This is a genomic window from Hydrogenobacter sp. (assembly GCA_041287335.1).
Lineage (GTDB): Bacteria > Aquificota > Aquificia > Aquificales > Aquificaceae > Hydrogenobacter.
Window position 1 is genome coordinate 1 of sequence record JBEULM010000040.1, and the last position, 25303, is coordinate 25303.

Sequence of the window (25303 nt, forward strand, 5' to 3'; positions counted from 1 at the left end):
GTTAGACAGATAGGAAAAAGCTTGGGAATACCTCAAGAGATGCTAAGGAGACATCCTTTCCCCGGTCCAGGGCTTGCTATAAGAATACTGGGAGAGGTAAAGGAGGAAGATCTCACCATACTCAAGGAGGCTGACTTTATATTTATAGAAGAACTAAAAAGGTGGGGACTTTATGATAAGGTTTGGCAAGCTTTTGCGGTACTTTTACCAGTAAAAAGTGTTGGAGTGATGGGGGACGTGAGGACTTACGAAAGGGTTATAGCATTGAGAGCTGTTGAGAGTGTAGATGGTATGACTGCAGATTGGGCGAGACTTCCCTACGACTTTCTTGATCACGTAATGAGAAGGATAATAAATGAGGTAAAAGGTATAAATAGAGTTGTGTATGACATTTCCTCAAAACCTCCTGCCACTATAGAGTGGGAGTGAGCTATGCAAAGTCTCATAAGCCTCATCATTCTACTTTTTGTATCATCTGCAGGGCTAATATTTAGCGAATTTTTCAAGAGTTTCAAGGATATGATCGTACCGCTTCTCGTTTTTGTCATGCTTAGTATGGGACTCACCCTAAGTCAAGAAGACTTTTTGCGTATACTAAAAAGACCTGTAGTGGTTGTGTACGGTGCTTTGCTTCACTATAGTGTGATGCCACTTCTGGCATTCTTCTTATGCATCCTTTTGGACATAAGTAAAGATCTTTATGTGGGTATGGTGCTTGTAGGGTCTGTACCAAGTGGGACAGCCTCTAACCTCATAACATACTTAGCAAAGGGAGACATCCTTTATTCAGTAAGTGTCACAACTTTTTCAACCTTTCTGGCTCCACTCTTTACACCTTTTTGGACCTACATGTTAGCTGGTAAGTATGTATATGTTCCCTTTTTTAGTATTATGGCTGATGTCTTGAAGATAGTTATTTTGCCTGTTGTGTTGGGTTTTACAATAAGGAGAGTTTTTCCCTCTTTACTGAGGGTAGAGAAGTTCCTGCCTTATGTGTCTGTGTTTGTGATAGGCTTTATAGTTGCGGTTGTGCTTTCTTTAAACTTAGATAACTTAAAAAAAGTATCCCTATTGGTTGTTATTGCGGTTTTTTTACATAACACGCTTGGCTTTCTTCTTGGATTTATTATCGGAAGGTTTCTCGGGCTTGACGTAAAAATGGCGAAAACTCTCTCCATAGAAGTAGGTGTGCAAAACTCTGGATTGGCTGTCGCTTTAGCTCTAAAACACTTCACTCCACTCGCTTCACTTCCGGGTGCTATCTTTAGTCTACTCCAGAATATAAACGGTATACTTCTGACAATCCTATACAAGAGGTTATGAGGATCTTTCTGCTTTTCCTGATCTTTTTAAGTGGATGTTCGGTGACTGTAAGGGAAAGAAAAGAAATACAAACTTCCCAAAGACTTACGGTTAATTGTCCAAGCCACATTTATACTAAAGGTTACTACTGCACTGGAGACAGGGCAAAAAGCAAACTCATACAACCATGGAGTAAAGTAAAAATAACTAACGTGAGAAATTATAAGAGTATAACCTTAGCTGTGATGTACGACAAAGATACTGAAGGTGTATGTGTGCCGGAAAGATATAGCCATATATTGGGTCAGGCTCCCTTCCCTGCAAGGCTTGATATAGAAAGGTGTGGTAGGGAAGGTACAAAGGATTGTCCTTCAAAGATAGAAGGTGTGGCGAGTTACTATGCTGAGCCTTATCACAACAGAGAATCCACTTATGGCATACCTTACGACATGTATGGCATGTATGCAGCCCATAAAAGTTTACCCCTCGGGACACTTCTGCGTGTGGTAAATCCCAGAAACGGCAAAGAAGTGATTGTGAAGGTTATAGATAGAGGACCCTTTAAAGAAGGGAGAGTATTGGATCTCTCTTACGAAGCTGCAAAAAAGCTTGGTATAGTGGAAAGAGGCGAAGAACATGTTGTGGCTTATGTACTGAGGTGCGGAGAATGAACTTTGCGAACTACCGGTATAAAGGCTTTAGCTGAAACGAGAACAGTGTCACCAACATTTACGCTATTAGCTGTGTCCTGGTCTACCACAACTTGTACTATCTCTGAACCTACGGCTATACTCAGAAGATATATAAAGTCCATTCGCTGCTTTTCCAAAATGATACCTTGAAAAGAGAACTTGGGAGACCACACTCTTGAGAAAAGTACTTCCTTAGGCTTACCGTAAGCTTGCATTTTACCATTTACAAGCCTTATTACTTTATCTGCGAGCCTAAGCACCTCCTCTTTATTGTGAGATACCATAAGGGTAGGTATGCCGTATCTTCTTTGGAAGCTCTTTATTTCATCTCTAAGAAGGAGCGCGGTTTCGTGATCTAAAGCCGATAGAGGCTCATCCAAAAGCAGTACCTTTGGCTCTCTCGCTAAAGCTCTCAGAAGTGCCACCCTTTGCTTTTGACCGCCTGAGAGGGTATTGGGTTTCCTGTCTTTTAGTTCCTCCATTTTGGCAAGCCTCAAAAGTTCCATTACCTTATCTGGATCTTTTCTTCTCATTCCAAAGGCGACGTTTTCAAAAACGCTCATGTTGGGAAAAAGCGAATAGTCCTGAAAGACGAAACCCACCTCCCTCTTTTGGGGAGGTAGGTTTATGCCCTTTTTTGAGTCGTACCAGATCTCTCCGTTCACCTCTATATAACCCTCTTGAGGTGTTTCAAGACCAGCCAGCATCCTCAAAAGGATGGTTTTTCCGCTTCCAGATGGACCAAAAACCACTACAAACTCCTTATCTTTTACTTCTAAGCTCACTTCAAGGTAAAAATCTCCCTGAGAGCCGTGAAGCCTCTTTTTGACTTCAAGCCTTATCAAAGGAGACTCCACCTCCTATTTAGGATATAAAGACTCAAAAGCGTGATAAAAGATAAGGAAAATAGCACAAGGGCATAAAGGTGAGCGGCAGGGTAATTGACGGATTCTACAGCATCGTATATAGCTATAGAGACTACTCTGGTTTCTCCCTGTATGTTTCCACCAACCATGAGAACCACACCAAACTCTCCAACTGTATGGGCAAAAGACAATACTATGCCGGTAAGTATGGAAGCTTTCATATTGGGAAGGATCACCCTAAGCAAGGTTTCAAACTTAGATTTACCTAAGGTCCAGCTTGCCTCTACAAGGTTTTTGGAAACCGACTTAAAACCTGCGGTGAGAGGATGCACCATCATAGGCAAGCTATAAATGATCGATGCTATCACTATACCCTCAAAATGAAAGACGAGTTGTCTGTCAAAAAGCCTGTACCATAAAGAGCCAAAAAATCCCTGCTTGTTAAAAAGTAGAAGCAGGTAAAAACCCAGAACTGTGGGAGGGAGAACCAAAGGTAGTGTAATAACAGCCTCCAAAATGGTATTTATCTTGTGCTTAGTGTAGGCAAGATAGTAACTCAGAGGTATGCATAAAATGAGTAACATGAAGGTTGTCCAAAAAGCGAGCTTTAGAGTTAGCCAAAAAGGGGAAAGATCCAGCTCACTCATGAATGACCTCCAGAGCTATCTGCATAGGTGGTAAAAATACATGCACCGTATCACCTTCTGAGATCTTCAAAAGATCCAATTGCCTTTTCAGAAGCATTGCCTTTACAAAAACACCTTCGCAATCTACGGTAAGCAACGAAAGGAGAAATCCCTTATCTATGCTTTTTACGAGACCTTTGAATGTGTTAATACAAGGGGTAGCTTCCCTTAGAACTACGACACTCGCTTCCTTAAAGATACATTCCACTTCGGAATTTTCCCTTACGAATTCCGCATCCCCAGGGCTTTCAAGCACAACAGAATAAAGTATACCTATACTCGTTTGTACCTCCACTTCAGATACTCCGTTAGTTGAACGTATACTTTTAATCTTTCCCCTGATTAGATTCATCGCTTCTCACCGGGAAGTACAAAACCGTACTTTATAAATATCTGTCTTACCTTAGGAGTCCCTATAAAGTTGTAAAATCTCCTCACAGCTTGGGAAGAAGCGCCCACCTTTGTTATACCGTAGCCTTGCATAAGAGCATCGTGTTTGTCTGCGGGTATAAGCCAGTAAGTTCCCACCTCTCTCATATTTGAAGAAACTGCAAGGGAAAGAGGTATAAAACCCACATCCGCTGCACCAGAGTACACAAAACTTGCCGTTTGGGAGACATTTTCGCCTAAAACAAGTTTATTTTTCACCTTTTCAAATACTCCGTAGTTTTCAAGCACTTGCTTAGCTGCTCTTCCATAAGGAGCATGTTCCCAGTTTGCTATGGCTATTTTTCTTACCTTAGGATCTAAAAGCACCTGAGGGAACTCAGAGGGAACGAGTCCTGAGTCCTTTCTTACCCAAACTACGAGCCTACCTATAGCGTAAGGTTTTGGCTCTGTAACTACGTAACCTTCTTTGTATAACTCCTCTACATATTTCATATCCGCAGAGAAAAAGATGTGATATGGTGCGCCTGATTTTATTTGAGCTGTTCCCTTTCCTGAAGATCCAAAGATAAGCTCTACCTTGTCTTGAGGATTTTCTTCCTCATAAAGTTGGGCTATCTCTTTAAGAGCGTACTGAAGGTCTGCGGCAGCATATACCCTTATGAGTTCAGCTTTAGAAAAGCCGAAAGTAAAAAGCAGTATAAAGAGTAAAGCTTTTAACATAATAGCACCTCCTTGGTGTTGTTATTTGCCTATCATCACATCTGTTGATTTGAACACTGCGTAAGCGGTATCACCTTCTTTGATATTCAGTCTTTGGGCTGACTCTTTTGTGATAATTGCGACCACATCTTGACCACCTATGTCCAGCACTACCTCTGCCATTACCTGACCCAGCAAGACTCTTTTAACTGTGCCTTTGAGCTTGTTGCGTGCACTGACTTCCATTTTAAAACCTCCTGCAGAGTTTTTACACAACAAACTTTTCAAGAGCCGAGTTAACGTAATAACCCGGCAGACTCTTGAGGAACTCTCTGTAAGACCGTTCCATCAAGCCTGTAAGTATAACAGAAAAACCTTCATCTTCCTCAAGCTCTTGCCTGTAGCATATACAGTAATCTTCCTTCTTCACACTCAAAAAGCCAAGACCGTATTCATAAGCAAAAAACTTAGTACCCACCCCCGCATCACCAAAACCATTTTTTAAACTAAAGGCAAGCTCTCTGTGTCCACCAGTTATTTCTCTGTAATTGACAGATCCAAGCTCAGCACTTAACTCTTCAAAGACTTTTCTTGAGCCTGTGCCTCTTTCCCTAACAAGCCAAAGGATCTCTCTCTTGTTAAGCTCCTTGAAGGTTTTACTGATCCCCTCTCTCAGCATGATCCCTTCTTCCCAGGAGAATACTTTTAAAACCGTATAGCCTTCCCCTAAGTATCCTTTTATTTTCCTGAGATTTTCTTCAAGTGTTCCCAAATGCACACCAGCCAAATGTACGTATCCTTTTTTCAAAAGCTTTAAGGCCTTTTCGCTTGAAGCATAAAAAGGAACGAAACGTATATTTTTTGCAATGAGTTTGTAAGAGATAATATGTAGGGAAGTGTCACAACCTACGAATATATACGTAGGTATGTGTCTTCTTTCAAACCATTTTATCTGTCCGTTTCGGTAAATACCGTCGGGAGGTAAAAAAGTGGCAATTTTAGAATCAATAGAATAAAGCACCTTCTTATGTCCCACCCTTGAGCTTATGAAGGGTCCTTCCCTAAAGCCCTCAAGGAAAAAGGATATTTCTTCGCTTACAAAAAGCTCCTCTACACTACAGCCTAAAGCTTTTGACAACTTTATGGCGTAATCTACCGATGGTACAGCTTTTCCTGATTCTATAGCGCTTATGGTGGTTCTTGGAATACCGCACAGTTTGGAAAGTTCTTCCTGGGAGAGTCCCCTTTTTAGTCTGTATTCTTTTACTCTATTCTTCATGTCTAATATATTGTATAGTAATGCTAAAATATTGTCAATAGTATCTTCAAGCATACTTTCAAGAACAGCGGTGATCCCCTTTGATGGAGTTATCAAAAACCCTTTTGAAAAAAGCCTTCCTCTATTAAAATGGCGGGTAGTCTTTCTCTGCTCGTTAGCCTTTCTACAATGTTTTTCGCCTTTGTAAGATACAGCAAGGATAGGAGTTTTATAGTTCTCTAAAGAAAATAAGAGCTTTATGGTGGTTATGACACTCGGTTCAATTTTAGGTAGTTTTGTAGGTGGCAATCTTTTGCTCAGTTTTATTTCTCAAGAGGGAATTTTGTCATTGCTAATTCTTATCCTCATAGTATCTTCTTTGAAGCTTTGGCGTCACTGAAGTTTATAAATGCCTGTTGTAAGTCATAAGCTCCCTTATGAGCGTTGCAGGCTGAACTTCCTTAGGACATACGTGATTGCATTTATTACAGGAAAGGCAGTGATAAAGATTGCCATACTCAATAGCTTGCATCAGTCTTTCCTCTCTATTCACCTCTCTCGGATCTTCAAGAAATCTGTATAGTTTTGCGAAGATAAGTGGACCTGCGTACCTTTCCTCCAGGACTTGAGGGCAGTATGACTGACATGCAAAACATAATATACAGTCAGCGGCATTTTCTAATTTTTTACTTATATCTGGCGGTATTCTGCATTCACCTGCTGTTCCCTTTATCCAACCGTGTATCTCCTTAATCCTCCTTATAACCTTCTCGTTTTCTACGGCGAGATCCCTTATTACCTTAAAGCCCTTGAGGGGTTCCAAAATAACCTCCCTCTCCAAAAGTACATATGGTAATACCTGTTCTTTACAGGCGAGCTTTGGAAATCCGTTTATGTATATGGTACATGTACCGCATATACCCGCTCTACAAAAATGCCTAAATGTCAATGTCTCGTCCTGATACTCCTTTATCCTCTGTAAGGCGGTTAAAAAGGTCATACCTTCTTCGTATGGGATCTCAAAACTCTGATAAGTGCAAGTACCGTTCTGTGGATCTTCCCTTCTTATGCTCAAACGCAAGATCATAGGAGAAAAATATATACCTTTTTTTTAAAAGCGGGCGACGGGACTCGAACCCGCGACCTGCTGCTTGGAAGGCAGCTGCTCTACCACTGAGCTACGCCCGCTATGGAGGGGGCAGGATTCGAACCTGCGTAGGGCGGAGCCCGGGGGATTTACAGTCCCCTGCCTTTGGCCGCTCGGCCACCCCTCCTTGACTCTTAAGCTGGCGGTGGGACTTGAACCCACGCCCGCGGGATTACAAATCCCGCGCTCTACCCACTGAGCTACGCCAGCTCAAAAGCAATAAAATATTATATTTCAACACGAGACTTTAGTCAATCAATCTCTTATCAAGGTTGAAAAGGGAGCTCTTCGTACATATATTTATATGTGCGGAGGGACCGAAAGGTCCCTTGTAGGGGGCGAATGGCTTCGACGGGGATAGCAGGTAGAGAGTAGCAGGCAGGTTGGCAACCTTAACAGCCAACGAAAACACTTCCCGAAGCTCAACTTGCACTCGCTGCCTAACTAAGGGCAGCGGCTCACCGGTGGCTTGACCTCTGGGTTGCCGGATGGGTTCAGAGACAGAGGAGTAGGGAAGGGATAAACGCAGGGTAAACCCTTCCCGAAAAAGCTACCCTGCCTGTCTCCGGAGGTTTGCAGGTGGACAGCCGGGGATTAGTAGAAAACACCTGCTAAGCCTGTAGAGGCTCTCTTGCCGGGCTATCCTCGGACGGCGGTTCGATTCCGCCCGCCTCCACCAACTTAACTTAACAAATGTATATAGATTAGAAAAGGTGCGAAAGACCTTATGGGTTGGACGGTTTAACACAATAAAGGTAAGAAGTTATTGATAAGATATAGGCTTTACATTATAATATATTATTAAACGCTTAGGGGGATTCTATAATGGAACTTATCAAACTTACGGAAGACTTGCTTACTGGTGTGCCAGAAATGGACAAAGACCATCAAATGCTTGTGGACATGCTCAACGAAACTTACAGCTTGATAGCAGAAGGCAAAAGGGAAGAAGCAAAAAAATATTTTGAAAATGAACTTGTGCATTATGTTGAGTATCATCTAACCCGTGAAGAAAAGTTTATGGAAACTATCGGCTATCCTGAACTTGAAAGACACAAAAAAGCTCACGAAAATTTCAGAAAGGTGGTCTTTGATTTGGTCCACCACATAGAAGAAGGTGAGCTACACGCCTTTAAAGAAGCTCTTGCTATGGCTTGGGGCTGGCTTGTTGGACATATAGGCAAGGTGGATAAAAAGTATGGTGAATATGCTAAAGAAAAGGGCTTTATCTGAAAAATAAAAACTTGATAGATTAATAAATATAGCATATATTTTCTGCAATGGCTGGAAAAGGAAAAGGCAACATTCAAGGCACTGTGTTTGGAGTGATAAGGCAGAGGCTAAACCATCTGAGCAGGAAAGAGTATGAGTCGCTCTACTCTATGTGTAAAATATCCAAAAACCTATACAATCAAACACTCTACAATATAAGACAGCACTACTTTCAGTTTGGCTCTTACCTTAGATATGAAGAAAACTATCATATATTGAAAGAATCAGAAAACTATAAACTCCTAAACTCTAATATGGCACAGCAAATAATCAAAAAAGCTCATGCCAACTTTGAGAGCTTTTTCTCGCTCCTAAAGCAAGCTAAAGAAAAGAATTTGCCAAGACCATCTATACCCAAATACCTACCAAAAGATGGTTTGTATCCATTACATATTGTTATGTTCTCTATAAGAGATGGATATCTGACAATACCAGTAAGCAAGCAAGGAAAGGAGCTTTTTGGAGAGGTAAAAATTAGAGTTCCGAAGATGGTTTTAGGGCTTGACCTTAAAGAAGTCAAGATAGTGCCAGAGGCTAAAGGAAGATGGTTTGAGGTGCATTATGTGTATAGGGTAAGAGAAAGAGAGCAAAAGAAAGATAAACCCAAGAAAGTCTTAGGAATAGACTTAGGCATAGATAACCTTGCTACCTGTATAAGTTCAGATGGAAAATCTTTCATTATAGATGGTAGAGACATAAAGGCGGTCAATCAGTGGTTTAACAAGGAGCTTGCAAGACTAAAAAGCATATATGCCAGACAGGGTATAAAGTCCAGCAATCAGCTGGCGGTTCTGTCGGAGAAAAGACAGAACCAGATAAGAGACTATATGCACAAGACAGCCAGAACAATTCTGGACTTTTGCCTGAAGGAAGGCATAGACATTGTGGTGGTAGGAGACTGCTCATCTGTTTATGATAAGCCAGAGCTTGGAAGAGTTAATAACCAGAACATGAAGTTTTTGCCTCTTGGCTATTTGAAAGACCTCATAAGGCACAAGTGTGAAAAGCATGGCATAACTTATATGGAAGTAGATGAGGCATACACCTCACAGGCTGATAGCCTGTGCAGAGACTACATACCAAAACACCATGAGAGAGGAAACCATATCTTTTCAGGAAAGAGAATGTCAAGAGGACTGTATCTTTCAGGCACGGGCAAAGTGATAAATGCGGATGTCAATGGTGCTATAAACATTATGAGGAAAGCGGGCTTTGAGCCAGAATTCTCTCATATACCAGTGCCAGTAAGAGTGAAAGTATGGCGGAGTGCGGTTAAAACCGCATACGCAGTAGGGGGCGTATGTGAGCGGTCCTCTGAGGAGATAAACTCCTCAGGAAGCTCCATGCTCTATAGCATGGAGTAGTTCACCTAAATAGACATTTTCTCAGCTCTATTGCAAAAAAGGTGAGGGTTGGAATTATAAACACATAAGGTATATGCTCCATGGATAACCTTACAGCGTGGAAGTAATAGGGTATAAAGCCAATAGCCAAAAGGTGAAGCAACATGCCTATGCTTATGCCTAAGTATATGTATGGGTTTAGTTTTATATACTCAATGGGGTTTTTAAGAAAGGGTCTTTCTCCTATTTCTTGAATGCCTACAGACAACTGGCTTAGTACCGCAGAGGTGAAACTAATTGTGAGAGCTACCTCATAGGTATATAGCTTAAGAAGATATGTAAAAATAAGGTAATGAGAAAAGCCCATAACAAGACCGTTGTAAGCTACCTTTATAAACTGCTCTCTTCCGATAAAGACCTGTGCTGGATGCTTTGGTTTTTCCTTCATGGGGTTTCCTTCGTATTTGGTAAAGGGGTAGGCTTTGTCCTGAACGCCGTCGGTCACCAAGTTTATCCAGAGTATCTGAGTAGCATAGAGGGGTAAAGGCAGTTCAGATATTATCGCTAAGGAGTTGTATATTATCTCAAAGGCATTGGTGGATAAGAGATACCTTATGACCTTTGATATGTTTTTTGCTATTAGCCTGCCTCTTCTAATGGCATTCACTATTATGGCTAAGTTGTTATCCAATATAATCATCTTGCTGGCTTCTTTTGCAGACTGAGAGCCTGAGCCCATTGCGATGCCAAGGTCTGCCACTCTTAAGGCTGGAGCATCGTTGGCTCCATCACCCGTAACAGCTACCACCTCGCCCTTTGATTGTAAAACCTTTACAATTCTATATTTGTCCTCCGGAGTTGCCCTTGCCACTACAGAAACGCGCTTTAGAAGTTGATAAAGCTCTTGATCCGAGTACTTTTCTATGTCTTTCCCCTCAATGGCTATATCCCCTTCTTGGTATATACCCACCATCCTCGCCACAGCCTTTGCGGTAAGGAGGTTGTCGCCCGTTATCATGATAACCTTTATGCCTGCATACCTCGCCTGCTCTACCGCTTCCCTCACTCCTTCCTTCGGAGGGTCTAAAAAACCTACAAAGCCTACAAGCTCAACCTTCACCTCCTCTATATCTCCTGGTACCTCTTCAAGCCTTGCATACCCAAAGGCAATGACACGGAGACCCTCCTCAGCTAAATTGTCATGAACCTCTTTAGCCGATTCATGAAGCTCCTTGCATAGTTTTTCAAGGCTTTCAAAGGCACCTTTTACATAAAGCTCCAAACTATTGCCATCCGAGACCACCACAGCCATAAGCCTTAGCTTTGCATCAAAAGGATGCTCCCAAACCCTCCTGTAGGCTTCCCTCAACACAGCCCAATTTACCCTCTCCCTTTCAAGCCATTCAAGAAGAGCCACCTCAAGAGGGTCTCCCTTATTGACAGTGGCATCGTTGCAAAGAGCGGAAGCCAAAAGAAGCCTCTTTTTATCATAGGCGTGGTATCTATACACGCTTAGCCTACCCTCTGTAATGGTGCCTGTTTTGTCAGAACATATATAGGTGGCACTGCCCAAGGTCTCTACAGCAGGCAGGTATTTGACAAGCACCTTTTCCCTTGAAAGCCTCATGGCTCCCACTACAAGGGCTATGGTGACCACTATAGGAAGTCCTTCCGGCACCGCAGAAACTAATTGAGCTACAGCAAAGAACATGAGGGTTTGAATTTTTCTTCCCTGAAGTATACCGATTAAAACAAGTGAAGAGAGGATCATTACAAGTATGGCTACCCACTTTTTCCCAAAACTTCCCAGAGCCTTCGTGAGCGGACTTTCCGGGGATTTTTCCTTCATTCTCTTGGCGATCTTACCAAGCTCCGTATTTTCACCGGTGGCAAAAACTACACCAACACCCCTCCCTCTTATTACAGTAGTTCCTTTGTATAGACAGTTGTACCTTAGGTGCAACGGTGTATTTTCTGGAAGTACCGCCTCGGAAACCTTTTCCACTGGTAAAGATTCACCAGTTAAAAGAGTCTCGTCAACAAGAACACCAGTAGCTTTTACAAGTCTCACATCCGCAGGTACTATATCACCTTCCGAGAGTATAACCACATCACCTGGAACAAGGTCTTTTATGTCTATTTCCGTTTCTTCACCATCTCTTATCCCTCTAACCTTTGGCTCACTCATAGATTTTAGAGCCTTTATTGATGCTATAGCTTTAAGCTCTTGATAAAAACCTACAAAACCGTTGATAAGTATAAGCGCATAGACCACTACTGCATCTATCATGTCCCCAAAGAAGAATGCCACAAATCCAGCGATCATCAAGATGATTATGAAGGAATTGATGAATTGTCTCAGGAGTATTCTCCATTTGCTTTCTTCACCTTCAGCAAACCTGTTGGGTCCATAAAGTTCGTATCTCTTTTTTGCTTCCTCTTCACTCAGACCTTGTGGACCAGTGTTTAGTTCAAGAAAAACATGCTCAAGGGGTATGTGGTGCATGTTAAAATGATTATAATGCAAAGAATTTTGGTTACTGGTTGTGCAGGCTTTATAGGTTGGAAAGTGTCTGAGAAGCTCCTTGATAGAGATATCCAAGTAGTTGGTGTAGACAATCTAAACGATTATTACGATGTGAAACTAAAAGAGTATAGGTTGAGCTTGCTCAAAAAATACAAGAATTTTACCTTTTACCAACTTGATATAGAAGACATTTCTTCATTAAGGGAGGTATTTTTGAGGTATAAATTTGATGCGGTGATAAATGAGGCTGCAAGGGCTGGGGTAAGGTACTCTATAGAGAATCCCTTTATTTATATGAGTACTAACGCGATGGGAACTCTCAATCTTCTTGAGCTTTGTAAAAATTTTGGTGTAAAGAAGTTCTTGCTCGCTTCCACCTCTTCCCTCTATGCGGGACAGCCTATGCCTTTCAGAGAGGATCTTCCAGTAAATGCACCCATATCTCCCTATGCAGCATCCAAAAAGTCCGCAGAGGTTATAGCATACACGTACCACTACCTTTATGGTATTGATGTGTCTGTAGTTCGTTACTTTACCGTTTATGGACCTGCGGGAAGACCAGATATGAGCGTGTTTAGATTCATAAAGTGGATACTTGAGGGAAGTCCCATAGAGGTTTTTGGTGATGGAACACAAAGCAGGGATTTCACTTACGTGGATGACATAGCCGAAGGCACATTTCTGGCTCTCAATCCGGAGGGATACGAGATATTCAATCTGGGAAACAATAGACCTCACGAGCTTTCCTACGTTATTGAGCTTGTGGAAAGATACACGGGTAAGAAGGCTCTGATCGAGTATAAAGAGTTTCATAAAGCTGATATGAGAGCAACTTGGGCAAACATCGAAAAGGCGGAAAAAGTTCTCGGTTGGAGACCCAAGGTGAGCCTTGAAGAAGGTATAAAAAGGACGGTGGAGTGGACACTTGCTAACTGGGATTGGCTAAAGGATGTGAAGCTCTGATTTTGCAGATCTTACAAACTCCTTTACTCTTTTTGCTATACCTTCCGCATCTATACCTATGAGGTTCCTGAGTAAATTCTGATTTCCGTGATCTACAAATCTGTCCGGAACTCCTATCATCAAAACCTTTTTGAGGATCCCTCTTTTAGATAGCCATTCAAGGACTCCAGATCCAAATCCTCCCATTACCACATTGTCCTCAACAGTCACCAAGAGAGGATAACGAGTACAGAGTTGGCTAAGTATGTTTTCATCCATGGGCTTGACAAATCGCGCGTTAACAACTCCGACCCTTATTCCTTCTTTTCTAAGTTCTTCTTGAGCCTTTAAGGCTTGATACACTGTGTAACCCACAGCCAATATGACCGCATCCTCACCTTCCGTAAGGATCTCCCAACTACCTACGGGCAATTCTCTGAAGCCTTGAGTAGGTGCGCCATACGCAGGACCTCTCGGATACCTCACCGCAAAGGGACCATGCCAATTGAGTGCTGTGTATAGAAGATCTCTAAGCTCCTGTTCATCCTTAGGAGCGGATATTACCATGTTGGGAATGCACCTAAGATACGAAAGGTCAAAAACCCCATGATGTGTGGGTCCGTCGTCACCCACCAATCCACCCCTATCAATGGCAAATACAACGTGGAGGTTTTGAAGGGCTATATCGTGTATAAGCTGATCGTAAGCTCTCTGCAAAAAAGTAGAATAGTAAGAGGCTATGGGTTTGAGTCCTTGCGCAGCGAGACCTCCAGCAAAAGTACACGCGTGCTGTTCAGCTATACCCACATCAAAGAACCTTTCTGGAAACTTCTGGCTAAACTCCACGAGTCCTGAACCTTCCTTCATAGCAGGGGTTATTACTACAAGCTCCGGATACATCTGTGCAAGTTCCACCACCGCTTTTCCAAAAACTGATGTCCACGTGGGGGGTGAGGGCTTTTTTATAAACTCTCCAGACTCCCTTTTGTAGGGGGCAACTCCATGCCAAGTTACTGGATCGCTTTCAGCGGGTCTGTAGCCTTTCCCTTTCTTTGTGTATATGTGAAACAGTACAGGACCTTCTATACCCTTTATGTTTTCAAGGGTTTTCTCAAGAGCCTGAAGATCATGCCCATTAACGGGTCCTATATAGTTAAAGCCAAGTTCCTCAAAAATCACACCCGGAGATATGAGACCTTTCAAGAATTCTTCGGTAAGTTTGGCTATTCTGGAGACGCCACTCACATGCTCAAGCAGATGCTTCACCCTCTGTCTGGTCTCTTGAACGAACCTACCGCTCAAGATCTTGCTTAAGTACGTGGATATGGCACCTACGTTAGGTGATATAGACATCTCGTTGTCATTGAGTATAACTATAAAGCGGTTAGGTCTTAGATGTCCAGCATTGTTCAGTGCTTCGTACGCCATGCCTGCAGTCATCGCCCCGTCACCTATCACAGCTACTACGTATCCTTCCTGACCGAGTATATCCATAGCCTTTCTAAAGCCCAAAGCTGCAGAAATGGATGTGGAGCTGTGTCCGGCACCGAAAGCATCATATATGCTTTCTTCCCTCCTCAAAAAACCCGATATACCACCGTATTGTCTAAGCGTAGGGAACTTATCCTTTCTATCGGTAAGGATCTTCCAAGGGTAAGCCTGATGTCCGATGTCCCACACTATAACATCCGAGGGTGGATTGAATACCCTCAAAAGAGCTATGGTAAGCTCTACAACTCCCAAACCTGGACCTACATGTCCGCCGTTTTTTGCAGTCACTTCAAGAATATAGTCTCTGACCTCCTCTGAAAGACAGGTAAGCTCCTCATAAGACATGTATTTGAGATCTATAGGACCCGAATAGTCCTTTAGGATACTGTATCTTTCAAGCATAGGCTATGAATATAGGACTTTCAAGAGAAAAAGACAAGCCTTATCATCCATCCTGTAAATAGCTGTAAAAGGACTATCAGGATACCAAGCACGCCAAGGTATATGCCCTTCCTGCCTATAGTTTCACCTTTGAACCAGAAGAAAAGGAAGGAAAGTAATGAGTAAATAAAGAGAAGAATACCATTCCATTTGTGCGGGAAAAGCCATATGCCTGGAGCTTTTGACTGAACGAGTGGTACGTTGGATACGGAAAAACCGGCAAGAACAGCTATCAATGAGACTAAGATAAGGAATCCATGCAAAATCAAAGCGTACCTAAAGGCTTGAGTGTTTTTAAGCAAGGTAAGGCTGAGAATATAAAGTGCAAAAACGACCAGCGCAAGAAGGATCGTAGTGTAAGCAAAGAGAGGATGAAGGATCATCTTTCCACCTCCAAAGCAGGTTCTAAAAACATTATACTTCTGTATAAATTCTTTAGTATATTCTCATAATCCGCACTTCCTTGCTCTACTAAATCCATTAGATCTTCAAGCTCTCTAGTGAAATCCTCAGATAGAAAGTCCTTTATAACTTCCTTCTGGCTGAGATATTCGTAAGCTTCTTTACCTAGCTTTGTAGGTATGAGAAAGCCTTTTCTTTCTATTATATAGCCTCTCTCAAGGAGCTTTTCTACTATAGCTGCGTAAGTGGAGGGTCTTCCTATACCTTTTCTCTTCATTTCTCCAACAAGCTCTCCGTGTGTGTAAAGGAAAGCTTTGGGAAGTTCTTTTAGCTCCTTCTTGTTTTTGACATCTATTAATCCCTCTAAGTGAGGATGCACCTCCAAATAGAGGAATTTGTTCCAACCGTCCTCAAGGATTTCCGTTGTGAGCGTATGCATGTGTTCAAAGTGTTGAGCTTTTAAAAGTACTTCAAGGATCTTTACTTTAACAGCTCTCGTCTGGCTTGCCATAAACCTTTTGAAGATGAGATCATAAAGCATCAGATGTTCTTTTCCTATACCTTCTGCCTGCCCGCTTAGTACTAAGGATTTTAACTCTTCCGTATCCAGGGGTTTTGTAGGTCTTATACATTCGTGCGCACCACCTTCTGCCCAGCTTCTTGGATGAAAGTAATCTTCTCCCAACTCCTCCTTTATATACTCTTTGGCTATATTAATTCCGTGGTCGGAAACTCTCGTAGAGTCCGTCCTGTGATAGGTTATGTATCCAAGCTCAAAAAGTGTCTGGGCAAGCTCCATAGTTTTTGGTAATGAAAACTTATATCTGTCACTGGCATCCTTTAAAAGACTGTCTGTGGTGTATGGAGGTGGCGGATTTTTATACTCCTCTTTGAAGTTAATAACCTGGAACTCAACCTCGCTTAAGCTGTTATAGAAATCTTCAGCATCCTTTTTTCTTTCAAAGCTAAACTCAGTTTTAAAGGTCTTACCATCTTTTTCTATTCTCACGTAAACCTTGTAGATCCTCTTTCTGTATTCCTTTTCCCTATCTATAATCCAACCAAGCACTGGAGTTTGAACCCTTCCCGCCGATAGCCAATTTTTACCAAAAGCTTGTTGCAGAACCTGGGAAAACTCAAAACCTATCCATCTGTCAGCTACCCTGCGCACTATCTGTGCTTTTACTAAATTTATATTGAAGTCTCTCGGTTCCTTTATGGCTTTAATGATAGCCTTTTTTGTAACTTCGTGAAATTCCATTCTCCTTATGTCTTTAACGTATGGTTTGAGAAGTTCCATAATGTCCCAACCTATCTTTTCCCCTTCTGTGTCTGGGTCTGTTGCCACAAGCACCTGCATGGCTTCAAGAGACATCCTCCTTATACTCTTTATGATCTCCTCCTTTCCCTCTATGCTTTCATACACGGGTACTATCTCGGAATTTACATAAACACCGTGAAACCCGGCTTCCTTGTTTAAGTCAAGCACATGCCCATAAGAAGAGGTGATCATTAGGTATCTGTCTTCAAGGGAGGTTTCAAGCACCTCGTGCTGTCCTATCCTTCTTCTCACAACCTTTCCAAAAAAGCCGGCTATGGTCTTTGCCTTGTTTGGTGACTCAACTATTATCAGTACGGGCTTTAAAAGGTCCGGAAGTTCAGGAGGTTTTTCAGCCATCAAGTATTCCTTAACCTTTTTTCTATCCTTATCTATTTGTGAAAGGACACTATCAAGATCCAAAGAAGATACTGGAACAAAATCTATGTCTTCACTAAACCACCTGACTTTTTTCTTAAGATGGTTAAAAGCTCTCTTATCATCAACAATAAGGAGACAAAGCCCTTTAGTTATGCCTCCTGCAAACATTCTGGATGTCCTCCCGCTCGCCTGAAGGTATCCTGTAGCATCTGAAATCACCATCTGGTAATCTCCATCTTTGAATCGCAAGGCTATATCCTCGGAGGCCTCAAGTATATGGAGGACATCTTCGCTTATAAGAAATTTACTTATTTCCTCCCTCAGTTTTTCTATCTTCACTTTGAGATCCCTTTTGTCTTGTATGTATTCATCGCTTATGTATTGGTATCTCTTCAGCTGAGCTATCCAGTTATCAACCTTCTTTACGTGCTGGCTAAGATGCCTTGCTACATGAGATCTCACCGAGGATAAAGCCCAAAGCAAATGGGATAGACTTTTTTCAAACTGCAGAGATATGATCATCTTGGGAACTCCATAAAAGATAGCGTATCTTACCACATGAGGCATATCGAAACCTCTCGCTAACGGATTCCTGTAAGAGGCTATACCTACGATCACATCTATCTTTCCCCGCTCATAGTCAGATAGATTTCTCTCATTCGTATCTTCATAAGATATAGCTTTTATACCCTGCTTCCCGAGATCTTCTATGATCCTTTCCACTTCCTCCCTGCCTTTGTCTGAAGAGACAAACACCAAGCCTCCTTTGCCAAGCTTTTTGATCCATCCTGATAGAGACATTTCTTCGGGTTTAGCGTAAGCATCTACTATATTTCTCAAGTAAAAGGTGGGAGTTCCTACTTCAAAACCGAGAAGTTCTTTAAAAAGTTTTATCCTGCTGGATTTAGGATTTGAGGTGGCAGAAGAAACCACTAAAACACCCTTGACCTTTTCCGAAAGTTCCCTTACCTCACGGGAAAGCTTATTTATCCTATCCCAATCCTCTTGAGTCTTCTTAAACTTCTCCTTGAGCCTTATGAGGCTCATAGCTTTTTCTATATCCTCTTGCGTAAATCCGAGCAGGTAAAGAACTTTATCTATGTTTTTGGCTGTCTTTAAAAAGGAATCTACATCATCAACAAATATGAATGGAATGCCTGTTGGTATCAGTTGATAATTTTTGTAGAGAAACATAGATGTAGAAACGAGTATGAGAAAGTCCCCTTTCTTTAGCCTCTCTTTACCTTCCTCCTTCTTCTTTTCATTCTCATCACCAAAGGTGAGAAGATCTTCTTCTTTCGCACCCATACTTTTCAGTCGTGCGCTCACCTGCTTTACGAGCAACTTTGTAGGAAGTATTATGTAAGACTTCTCCCCTTTTTTGGCAAGGTAGAAAGCTAAGGATATGCCAAAGGATGTCTTTCCAACGCCGGTAGGGGCAAGTAGCGCAAAGGAGCTTCCTAAGAATACTCTCTTTGCCCAAGAAGATTGCAAACTCCACGGTCTTGACTTTATATGCCTCTCAAAAAAATTCTCCCACTCTTTTATACGATCCTCAATACTGCAAAGCCTTTTTAACTCACCCTGGATTAGCGCCTCACATACCGGCATGTTCTCATCTGGCATACATCTCTCACACGGGAAGCCCTTAAGAAGTCTATCCGCGCTTATTACTCCTCCACAGTTAGGACACAGGTTTAGCAAAAGACTTTTTATCATGGTTATTATCTTATAGCAAAAGTGCCCTAATGTGTATCATACCCGCGCGTAGCCGATCTCTATTATTATTTAAAGAATGGGTTTTTTTGAAAAACTTTTTCAGAACAGAAAGGCTAAGCCAGAAGAAGCTATAAGAGTAAAAGTTGGAGATAGAGATCTTGTAATACAGAGGGATCAGGAGCTGGAAACGGATGCGGACGCACGCATAGAGGAGTTTTGGATAGAAACTATAGGTGTATCAGAGGACGGTTATTGGCTACTTGTAGGTAGAAGACACGGTATACTTCAGTTTTATGACTGGAAAGGAAAGCTTCACAGGCTTCCCGCAAGACCACCTGCGCAGGTAGTGACTGACATAGTATTCAAAGGCAACTACCTCGCACTTTTGACACCTCCCTATCTGATCATTTACTACATGTATGACAAGAGGCATCCGGAAACATGGAAGAGTATAAGGTTCTCTCAAGAGGGTATAAGACCATCCGCAGGACTTGATATAAAAAGAGGCACCCTCGCTTTCGGCACAGTAGGTGAAAGAATATACTTCATAGAGCTTATAGGAGATATGAGCGTTGAGACTATAGACTTTTCAGGCACCTTTAGTTACAGAGATGCACATATAGGACAGTTGGAGGTCATAAAGATACTTGAGGATGGAAAGTTACTCCTTTCGGGTAGCGATGCGGTAGCTATCTACGACAGAGCGGGGAATCTCTTGAAAAACATGACATATCCTGCAAAAAAGTGCGTGTGTTTAAGAGGGAATTGGGCAATCTTTGGATACCAAAACCGCCTCACTATTTACGATCTTGTCAATCAAAACGAGATCTCAAGCACAGAACTGCCTATAAAACCTTCTCAGATGGACATATCTCCGGACGGAAGGTTTTTGTTTATAGCCGATGCGGAAGAAAACAAACTCGGTATTTTTGATCTTGAAGCGCTCTCTATTAAAATAATTGAAGGCTTTGGCTATTCGGTAGTGAGAGTAAGTCCGGACGGAAGCATATACACATGTGCTTATGAAAACACTGCAGAAAAAAGGTTTTACTATCTCATCAAACTCTCCTCCAATCTTCCAGACTTTTACTATACAGAAGAAAGGCGCAGACAGATAGTCAAAAATGTAGAAAGCGCATACAAGGTTCTATACAGAAAACTTTCTTCATTGGGTAGCAAAGATGGTATTGAGAATCTAAAAGAATATACGGATCTTCTCTCCCTTGATGCACCAATAAGGGAAGTTAGGGAGATCCTAAGTAAAGCCGATGGTGATATAAAAAGGGCAAAGACAAACTTATTTATAAGATCATTAAAAGAAAAACTTTTAAATGATGAAGTGCAGGAAAGTGATCTCAGAGAGCTTGAGGAACACATAAAAATCTCTGAAGGTGAAGAAAGACAAAAGCTGGAAGCCCTTAAAAGTGATCTGCTTGCGTATTTTGAAAGGAAGCTAAAGGAGAAACTTGAGAAAGTTAGCTACGCGCTAAACAAACAGGAACTTGTGGATCTCAAAACAGCAGAAAGTATAGATGAGGTGAAAGAGGCGAGAGGATTCTTTTTGAATCTTCCCAGGGATTTACAACTACAAGCACAAGAACAGCTTACGAAAATGATCCAAGAGAGGTTACTAAGTAGTAGGCTCTCACGATACAAAATAGTGATTGAGGATGGGCGGATCTTATTCGGTAGCGAAAGTATAGGAAAGTTCACAGGTGAAAAAAGGAGACTTCCATGGCGACTCCAAATTGAGGAAAAATACAATATTGACGGGCAAATGTATGTCAGGGTGAGCTTTGAGAGAGCTGATGGAATAGTGAGAGAACCAAAAAGATACTCAAATATACTAAAAGCTGAAGAACTCAAACACCCTCCCAAATGGGTAAAATCTTACTTGAGACATCTGAGTGGGCTTTTCTCTTATCAAGAGTATAGACTTCCCCTCTTTGTATCTTATGAAGAAACGCCTTGGTTTGTCCAGAATCTTGAGAAGTTTACCGCTTTGGTTAAAGAGCAACTCAAGTATCAAGAAGGTATCCTCATCCTTGAGGGTGATGCGGGTGTAGGGAAGAACTTTCTCGTGGAAGTCTTTTCCGCACTTACAGGAAGACCTCTTTATATCATCCCGTGCAACTCAAAGATGGAGAGGGAAGACATTACCTTCATGTACGAGTTTGATCCAAAAAGAGGTACAAAGAAGGTATATTCGGACCTTATAAAAGCGCTTCAGACTCCCGGAGCTGTCATCTACTTTGATGAGATAAACACGCTTCCCGCCTCCTTAGTGAAAATGTTCAACCCCTTATTTGACTACAGAAGGTACATGGTGCTGTCTTCCGGTGAGGTTGTAAAAGCAAGACACGATGTGATACTTGTAGGTGGCATGAACCCACAAAACTATTTGGGAGTTTCCGAACTTCCGCAAGACATTAAGTCAAGATCTGACATAATGTACGTGGATTATCCACCTTTTGAAGGTGAAGGGGGTTTTTACTATCCTGACGAGGCTATTATACTTAAGGATCATGTGGAGGAACTGCAAGACATCTCCTATGAGGAATTTACTTACCTTTGGTATTATGTAATAAACTCCGTTAAGACCGAATTGGGACAAAAGGTTTTAACTCCTCAAAGGGAGAGGAAACTGTTAATGATTTTTGAACTTTTGAGTATAGCCAACGCTATAAGGAGTGCATACAGATCCTACCAGATGCAGAAATCCGAAGAACCTGTGGAGTTTGTTTTTTCAATAAGGGATACTATAAGGTGTGCAAGAAGACTTGACAGGTATGGTAATGCCAAAAGAGCTGTACTTGAAACTATTCTTCCCAAAGTGAGTTCACCACTTGAGAGAGAGATCATAAAAGACATAGCAGACAGATCGTTGAGTAAACCTTAGGAACTTATATCCCTCATATATGAGAAGAGAAGATCCAGACTTTCTTTTGGGTATCTTAAACTACCCGTAAGTCTAAGCCTCGCCTTCCCTAAAGGGACAGTAGGATATCTTATAGCTTGGAGAAACATACCTTTTTCAAAAAGACTATCTCTTATATGTATAGCTTTTCTCTCATCATAAATCATCAGAGGGATTATTGGTGTGTGGTGATAAAGTACCTCAAAGTCCAGATCTTTTAGTTTTTTAAATATGTATTCAGAAACCTCTTTCAGCTTGCTTACTCTTTCCGGTTCTTTTTGGATTATCTCAATTGCCTTTCTCGCTCCAGCACACACACAGGGAGGTAAAGATGTGGAAAATATCAAACTTCTCGCTTTATTTACGAGATACTCACAGAAAAGTTCAGAACCGCATACAAAAGCACCATAAGAGCCAAGAGCCTTTGAAAGCGTGCCCATGATAACCATAAACTCTTCCCAGTTTTCATTAAAGGCTTCAAGCCCACCTCTTCCGCCTTTTCCCAGCACGCCAGTTGCATGTGCCTCATCAAGATACAGCATGCAATCATATTCCTTTGCCAGTTTTTTTAGCACTTTAATGTCTGCCACATCCCCGTCCATACTAAAGACCGTATCGCTGACAATAAGACATCTCCTATAGTCCTTTCTGTGAGCCTTTAACAGCTCTTCAAGGTGGCTATAGTCTCTGTGCTTGAAAATTAACACCTTTGCCTTGGAAAGCCTGCAGGCATCTATTATGCTGGCATGGTTTAGCTCATCGCTCAAAATTAAGTCTTTATCGCTTGTAAGGGCTTGTATGGTGCCAAGGTTTGCCAAATAGCCCGAGCCAAAAAGCACACAGTTAGGGACTTTTTTGAATTCTGAAAGCTTTTCCTCCAAAGCCTTGTGTTCTTTTGTGTAGCCAGAAACGAGCTGAGAGGCTCCAGAGCCAAGTCCATACTCTTTTAAAACCCTAATGACTTCTTCCACCACCTCTGGATGTTCCTTAAGTCCAAGGTAGTCATTAGAGCAAAAGTCTATAAGACCCTCCCTTATGAGCCTTTTCCTGTATAGGCTTTGCTCTTTTAAAAGCTCCAGCTCAGTCCTGAGCCAATCCATTGAGCTTTTTTTCAAGTCTCAAGAGCAATTTATGTACCTCAAAAGTAATGTCTTCCATCTTTTTTACCAGCTCCATGTCTGGGTTTTGAATGTCTATCTTCTTGCCTATTTCGTGAAACTGGCAGTGCTTGTCCTCAATTTGAAGAACTATTTGCCTTATTTCTTCTGGAAACCCTTCAAGCCTTGGCATGATTTCTGTATAAAACCTTTCACCAAAAGCACAGCAGTTTGTCTTTGTGTCTCTGCAGCATTCCTTGTGGGCAAAAGGGCGTTTATTTTTAATTGCCAGCTTTAGCTTTTTTGGATAAAGCTCATGCTGACTTATATAAAGCCTTATATCCATGATTAATTTACCAGCTTGTTTAAATCCTCCTCCGTTGGCACGCCTGACTGCATTTTACCGTTCATGCCTATAAACGTAGGTGTACCGTTGACGCCGAGCTGACTGAGAAACTGCAGATTATCCGTAATCACTTTTTTGCCTTCATCACACTGATTTTTTGAGTTATAACCCTTTACAAGTTCATCCCATCCTTTTTTGTCGCACACCAAAGCTACCGATTTCCCAAAGGCTTCTGGATGTATAGGTAGTGGGAACAGAATTACCTTTACCTGCACGTTGTTCTTTTTTGCCCATTCCTCTATGGTAGGCTCGCTCTTTTTACAGAAGGGGCAATCTGGATCGGTTATGTAGTAAATGAACTTTTTACCTTGTCCGTAAGTGAAATTTACATGCTTTTCAAGCTCTTTAAGCTGGTCTTGCGAGACTTTCATAAACTCCTGTTGACGCTCTCTTGTGATATTCTTCTTATCTTTAAGGCTTATTATATTACCCGCAACCACATAATTAGCGGTGCTATCCGTATAAAATACTAAAGGTTGCGCACCTATTTTGATAACTACCTCACAAAGTCCGCTTATTTCTTTAACTCCGGAGACAGACTCAACGGTAAAGTCCTGTGGTATAAGCTCCTTTACCGAATTTTTAATAGCATCCTTAGTGGGACACTTGGCAGAACCTACACCGCATGACGAAGAAACTGCAAAGAAAATCGCTCCAGATAATACAATACCTAACTTTTTTATCATACTTTTCCTCCTTCTTTAAATTATACCCCCTTCACTAAATTTTTCCAACAGGGATCACCTGTTTATGGCTTCAAAAGGAAAACTGATACTTTTTGTTTGACCATCTATGTGGTAATTGACTTTCAAAGTTACCTTTTTAAGTTCCTTGGGTAGCTTTTGAAAGTATACAAAACCTTTTAAGACAGATCCTGGCTGTACAGTACCGTATACAAAAGAGTAATTGAGTATGTCAGGGTATGTAGGTGGATAGTAAGGATAGTAAGGATACCAGCCAAGCCAGTATGGATAAGAATAGTAAGCTACTCCGAAGGAGAAACCCGCACTGTAGCTTAGCATGGAAGATACGTCTCCTGGCGTAAGAGCGTTGTACTGGTTACCTTTATCGTCCAGAAGGTAAACATCACGCCTTTCTATGCTTATACTCTTTTGCGATAAATTTTTAACTTCAAGGTAGATGGGGGTCACATAGTATGGTAGGTCCGAGGGTGAGAAGTTCCAAGCCTGCGATCTTACGAGTATCTGTACATCTGTATTCCTATAAAGGGATGTAGATCTTTCCTTGTTCACAGTGAGACCATCTTCAAGGGGAATTAGCTTGGGAGCAGGTGCGCACCCTATAAAAAGAAATGCGACAAATACCAATATCTTCCTCATGTTTTTATATCTATACCCACCCGCTGTCCTCTTTTCATCAGATCCCTTATACCTTCAACGGCTTTTTCAAAATCCATCACCGCACCACCATAACCTTTAGCAAACTTTTCAGCATCCTCCCTATTAGCAAAGGCTATTGCCGATGGACTACAGCACGGTAAAGCGGAAGATCCCACTACATACCATGCCGAATAACAGCTTATCGGGTTTCCGGTTATGAAATCCCACGTCATACACGCCTCAACTTCATCTTCCTTTATGTCTTTATAGAGTAAAAGACCGCAGTGAGCACAACACGCCTTAATCTTCCTGTTTTTAAGATAGTATATAAATTCAAGTCTTCTATCTACCGCTTTCGTACAGTAAGCGCAAACATCCTTCTTCTCTTCTTTTAGTTCTTCTTCAGTTCTCAATCTCAACTCTCCGTGCTTTCTAACTATCTTCCCTTCCCTTTCCAGTTCTCTAACATCCCTGTAAATGGTCATAAGAGAAACTCCAAAGTACTGTGAAAGAGCCTTTACGTTGTCGTAGCCCTGCTGTATAAGCTCAAGTATCTTTTCCTTTCTGTCCATACTTAATAATTTAAGTCTTTTGTTAAAATGTAAACAAATATCAAATAGATAGTTATGTTCAATCTTGACACTTTCCATATATAAGTGTTAAAGTA

At 41.6% G+C, this 25303-nt stretch carries 23 protein-coding genes, 3 tRNA genes and 1 other RNA gene; 8 read left to right on the forward strand and 19 right to left on the reverse strand.

What is annotated here, in order from left to right; all coding sequences use genetic code 11:
- The 3 genes from ABWK04_05685 to ABWK04_05695 all read left to right on the forward strand — a co-directional run.
- Nucleotides 1–429, forward strand: a 429-nt coding sequence (locus tag ABWK04_05685; protein ID MEZ0361373.1) for a GMP synthase (glutamine-hydrolyzing), incomplete at its 5' end; no start/stop codon positions are given.
- 3 nt (nt 430–432) lie between these two features.
- Nucleotides 433–1323, forward strand: a complete 891-nt coding sequence (locus ABWK04_05690) for a bile acid:sodium symporter family protein (protein MEZ0361374.1) — start codon at nt 433–435, stop codon at nt 1321–1323.
- Nucleotides 1320–1973 (forward strand): septal ring lytic transglycosylase RlpA family protein, encoded by a 654-nt coding sequence (locus ABWK04_05695; GenBank protein ID MEZ0361375.1) that lies wholly within the window; start codon nt 1320–1322, stop codon nt 1971–1973. The genes ABWK04_05690 and ABWK04_05695 overlap by 4 nt, the downstream gene beginning before the upstream one ends.
- On the opposite strand, the gene ABWK04_05700 is transcribed toward ABWK04_05695, so the two are convergent.
- The 10 genes from ABWK04_05700 to ABWK04_05745 all read right to left on the reverse strand — a co-directional run bounded on the left by ABWK04_05700 (nt 1949) and on the right by ABWK04_05745 (nt 7250).
- Nucleotides 1949–2839, reverse strand: a complete 891-nt coding sequence (locus tag ABWK04_05700; protein ID MEZ0361376.1) for an ATP-binding cassette domain-containing protein — start codon at nt 2837–2839, stop codon at nt 1949–1951. The genes ABWK04_05695 and ABWK04_05700 overlap by 25 nt on opposite strands.
- Nucleotides 2836–3507 (reverse strand): molybdate ABC transporter permease subunit, encoded by a 672-nt coding sequence (modB, locus tag ABWK04_05705; GenBank protein ID MEZ0361377.1) that lies wholly within the window; start codon nt 3505–3507, stop codon nt 2836–2838. Before modB ends, ABWK04_05700 begins: the two co-directional genes overlap by 4 nt.
- Entirely contained in the window at nt 3500–3898 is a 399-nt protein-coding gene (locus ABWK04_05710; protein MEZ0361378.1) for a molybdenum-pterin-binding protein, read from the reverse strand. The genes modB and ABWK04_05710 overlap by 8 nt, the downstream gene beginning before the upstream one ends.
- Complete coding sequence (gene modA, locus ABWK04_05715; GenBank protein ID MEZ0361379.1) at nt 3895–4656, reverse strand: molybdate ABC transporter substrate-binding protein; 762 nt, start codon at nt 4654–4656, stop codon at nt 3895–3897. The genes ABWK04_05710 and modA overlap by 4 nt, the downstream gene beginning before the upstream one ends.
- Nucleotides 4657–4677: 21 nt before the next feature.
- Entirely contained in the window at nt 4678–4881 is a 204-nt protein-coding gene (locus ABWK04_05720) for a TOBE domain-containing protein (protein MEZ0361380.1), read from the reverse strand.
- Nucleotides 4882–4903: 22 nt separating this feature from the next.
- Nucleotides 4904–6202 (reverse strand): substrate-binding domain-containing protein, encoded by a 1299-nt coding sequence (locus ABWK04_05725; protein MEZ0361381.1) that lies wholly within the window; start codon nt 6200–6202, stop codon nt 4904–4906.
- A gap of 94 nt (nt 6203–6296) precedes the next feature.
- Nucleotides 6297–6980, reverse strand: a complete 684-nt coding sequence (locus ABWK04_05730; GenBank protein ID MEZ0361382.1) for a succinate dehydrogenase/fumarate reductase iron-sulfur subunit — start codon at nt 6978–6980, stop codon at nt 6297–6299.
- A 29-nt stretch (nt 6981–7009) separates the two neighbouring features.
- A tRNA-Gly gene (locus tag ABWK04_05735) sits at nt 7010–7081 on the reverse strand.
- 2 nt (nt 7082–7083) lie between these two features.
- Nucleotides 7084–7167, reverse strand: a tRNA-Tyr gene (locus ABWK04_05740).
- A gap of 10 nt (nt 7168–7177) precedes the next feature.
- Nucleotides 7178–7250, reverse strand: a tRNA-Thr gene (locus tag ABWK04_05745).
- A 124-nt stretch (nt 7251–7374) separates the two neighbouring features.
- Between ABWK04_05745 and ssrA the strand changes: the two genes are divergently transcribed.
- The 3 genes from ssrA (at nt 7375) to ABWK04_05760 (ending at nt 9676) form a co-directional block, all read left to right on the forward strand.
- Nucleotides 7375–7719, forward strand: a transfer-messenger RNA (tmRNA) gene (ssrA, locus tag ABWK04_05750).
- Nucleotides 7720–7865: 146 nt separating this feature from the next.
- A complete protein-coding gene (locus ABWK04_05755; GenBank protein ID MEZ0361383.1) occupies nt 7866–8273 on the forward strand; it encodes a bacteriohemerythrin in 408 nt (135 codons plus the stop codon).
- Between the two features lie 47 nt (nt 8274–8320).
- Complete coding sequence (locus ABWK04_05760) at nt 8321–9676, forward strand: transposase (protein MEZ0361384.1); 1356 nt, start codon at nt 8321–8323, stop codon at nt 9674–9676.
- 1 nt (nt 9677) lies between these two features.
- Here ABWK04_05760 and ABWK04_05765 read toward each other — a convergent pair whose 3' ends face one another.
- Complete coding sequence (locus tag ABWK04_05765; protein MEZ0361385.1) at nt 9678–12161, reverse strand: cation-transporting P-type ATPase; 2484 nt, start codon at nt 12159–12161, stop codon at nt 9678–9680.
- Between the two features lie 15 nt (nt 12162–12176).
- On the opposite strand from ABWK04_05765, the gene ABWK04_05770 reads away from it, so the two are divergent.
- Nucleotides 12177–13145, forward strand: a complete 969-nt coding sequence (locus ABWK04_05770; protein ID MEZ0361386.1) for a GDP-mannose 4,6-dehydratase — start codon at nt 12177–12179, stop codon at nt 13143–13145.
- Here ABWK04_05770 and dxs read toward each other — a convergent pair.
- The 3 genes from dxs to rgy are packed head-to-tail and all read right to left on the reverse strand — an operon-like array spanning nt 13125 to nt 18876.
- Nucleotides 13125–15017 carry a 1-deoxy-D-xylulose-5-phosphate synthase gene (gene dxs / locus ABWK04_05775; protein MEZ0361387.1) on the reverse strand — a complete coding sequence of 631 codons (1893 nt, stop codon included), beginning with the start codon at nt 15015–15017 and terminating at the stop codon, nt 13125–13127. The genes ABWK04_05770 and dxs overlap by 21 nt on opposite strands.
- Nucleotides 15018–15037: 20 nt before the next feature.
- On the reverse strand, nt 15038–15439 hold the full coding sequence (locus ABWK04_05780) for a hypothetical protein (GenBank protein ID MEZ0361388.1): 402 nt from the start codon (nt 15437–15439) through the stop codon (nt 15038–15040).
- Nucleotides 15436–18876 (reverse strand): reverse gyrase, encoded by a 3441-nt coding sequence (rgy, locus tag ABWK04_05785; protein MEZ0361389.1) that lies wholly within the window; start codon nt 18874–18876, stop codon nt 15436–15438. Before rgy ends, ABWK04_05780 begins: the two co-directional genes overlap by 4 nt.
- 76 nt (nt 18877–18952) lie before the next feature.
- Here rgy and ABWK04_05790 point away from each other — a divergent pair, with 76 nt between their 5' ends.
- Nucleotides 18953–21775, forward strand: a complete 2823-nt coding sequence (locus tag ABWK04_05790) for an AAA family ATPase (protein ID MEZ0361390.1) — start codon at nt 18953–18955, stop codon at nt 21773–21775.
- On the opposite strand, the gene bioF is transcribed toward ABWK04_05790, so the two are convergent.
- The 5 genes from bioF to ABWK04_05815 are packed head-to-tail and all read right to left on the reverse strand — an operon-like array spanning nt 21772 to nt 25208.
- Nucleotides 21772–22893 carry an 8-amino-7-oxononanoate synthase gene (gene bioF / locus ABWK04_05795; protein ID MEZ0361391.1) on the reverse strand — a complete coding sequence of 374 codons (1122 nt, stop codon included), beginning with the start codon at nt 22891–22893 and terminating at the stop codon, nt 21772–21774. The two genes, ABWK04_05790 and bioF, sit on opposite strands and share 4 nt — an antisense overlap.
- Complete coding sequence (locus ABWK04_05800) at nt 22874–23236, reverse strand: CZB domain-containing protein (GenBank protein MEZ0361392.1); 363 nt, start codon at nt 23234–23236, stop codon at nt 22874–22876. The genes bioF and ABWK04_05800 overlap by 20 nt, the downstream gene beginning before the upstream one ends.
- 2 nt (nt 23237–23238) lie before the next feature.
- A complete protein-coding gene (locus tag ABWK04_05805; protein ID MEZ0361393.1) occupies nt 23239–23982 on the reverse strand; it encodes a DsbC family protein in 744 nt (247 codons plus the stop codon).
- A gap of 54 nt (nt 23983–24036) precedes the next feature.
- Nucleotides 24037–24636: a hypothetical protein gene (locus ABWK04_05810; GenBank protein MEZ0361394.1), complete on the reverse strand. Its 600-nt coding sequence runs from the start codon at nt 24634–24636 to the stop codon at nt 24037–24039.
- On the reverse strand, nt 24633–25208 hold the full coding sequence (locus tag ABWK04_05815) for a DeoR family transcriptional regulator (protein ID MEZ0361395.1): 576 nt from the start codon (nt 25206–25208) through the stop codon (nt 24633–24635). The genes ABWK04_05810 and ABWK04_05815 overlap by 4 nt, the downstream gene beginning before the upstream one ends.
- Between the last annotated feature and the right edge of the window lie 95 nt (nt 25209–25303).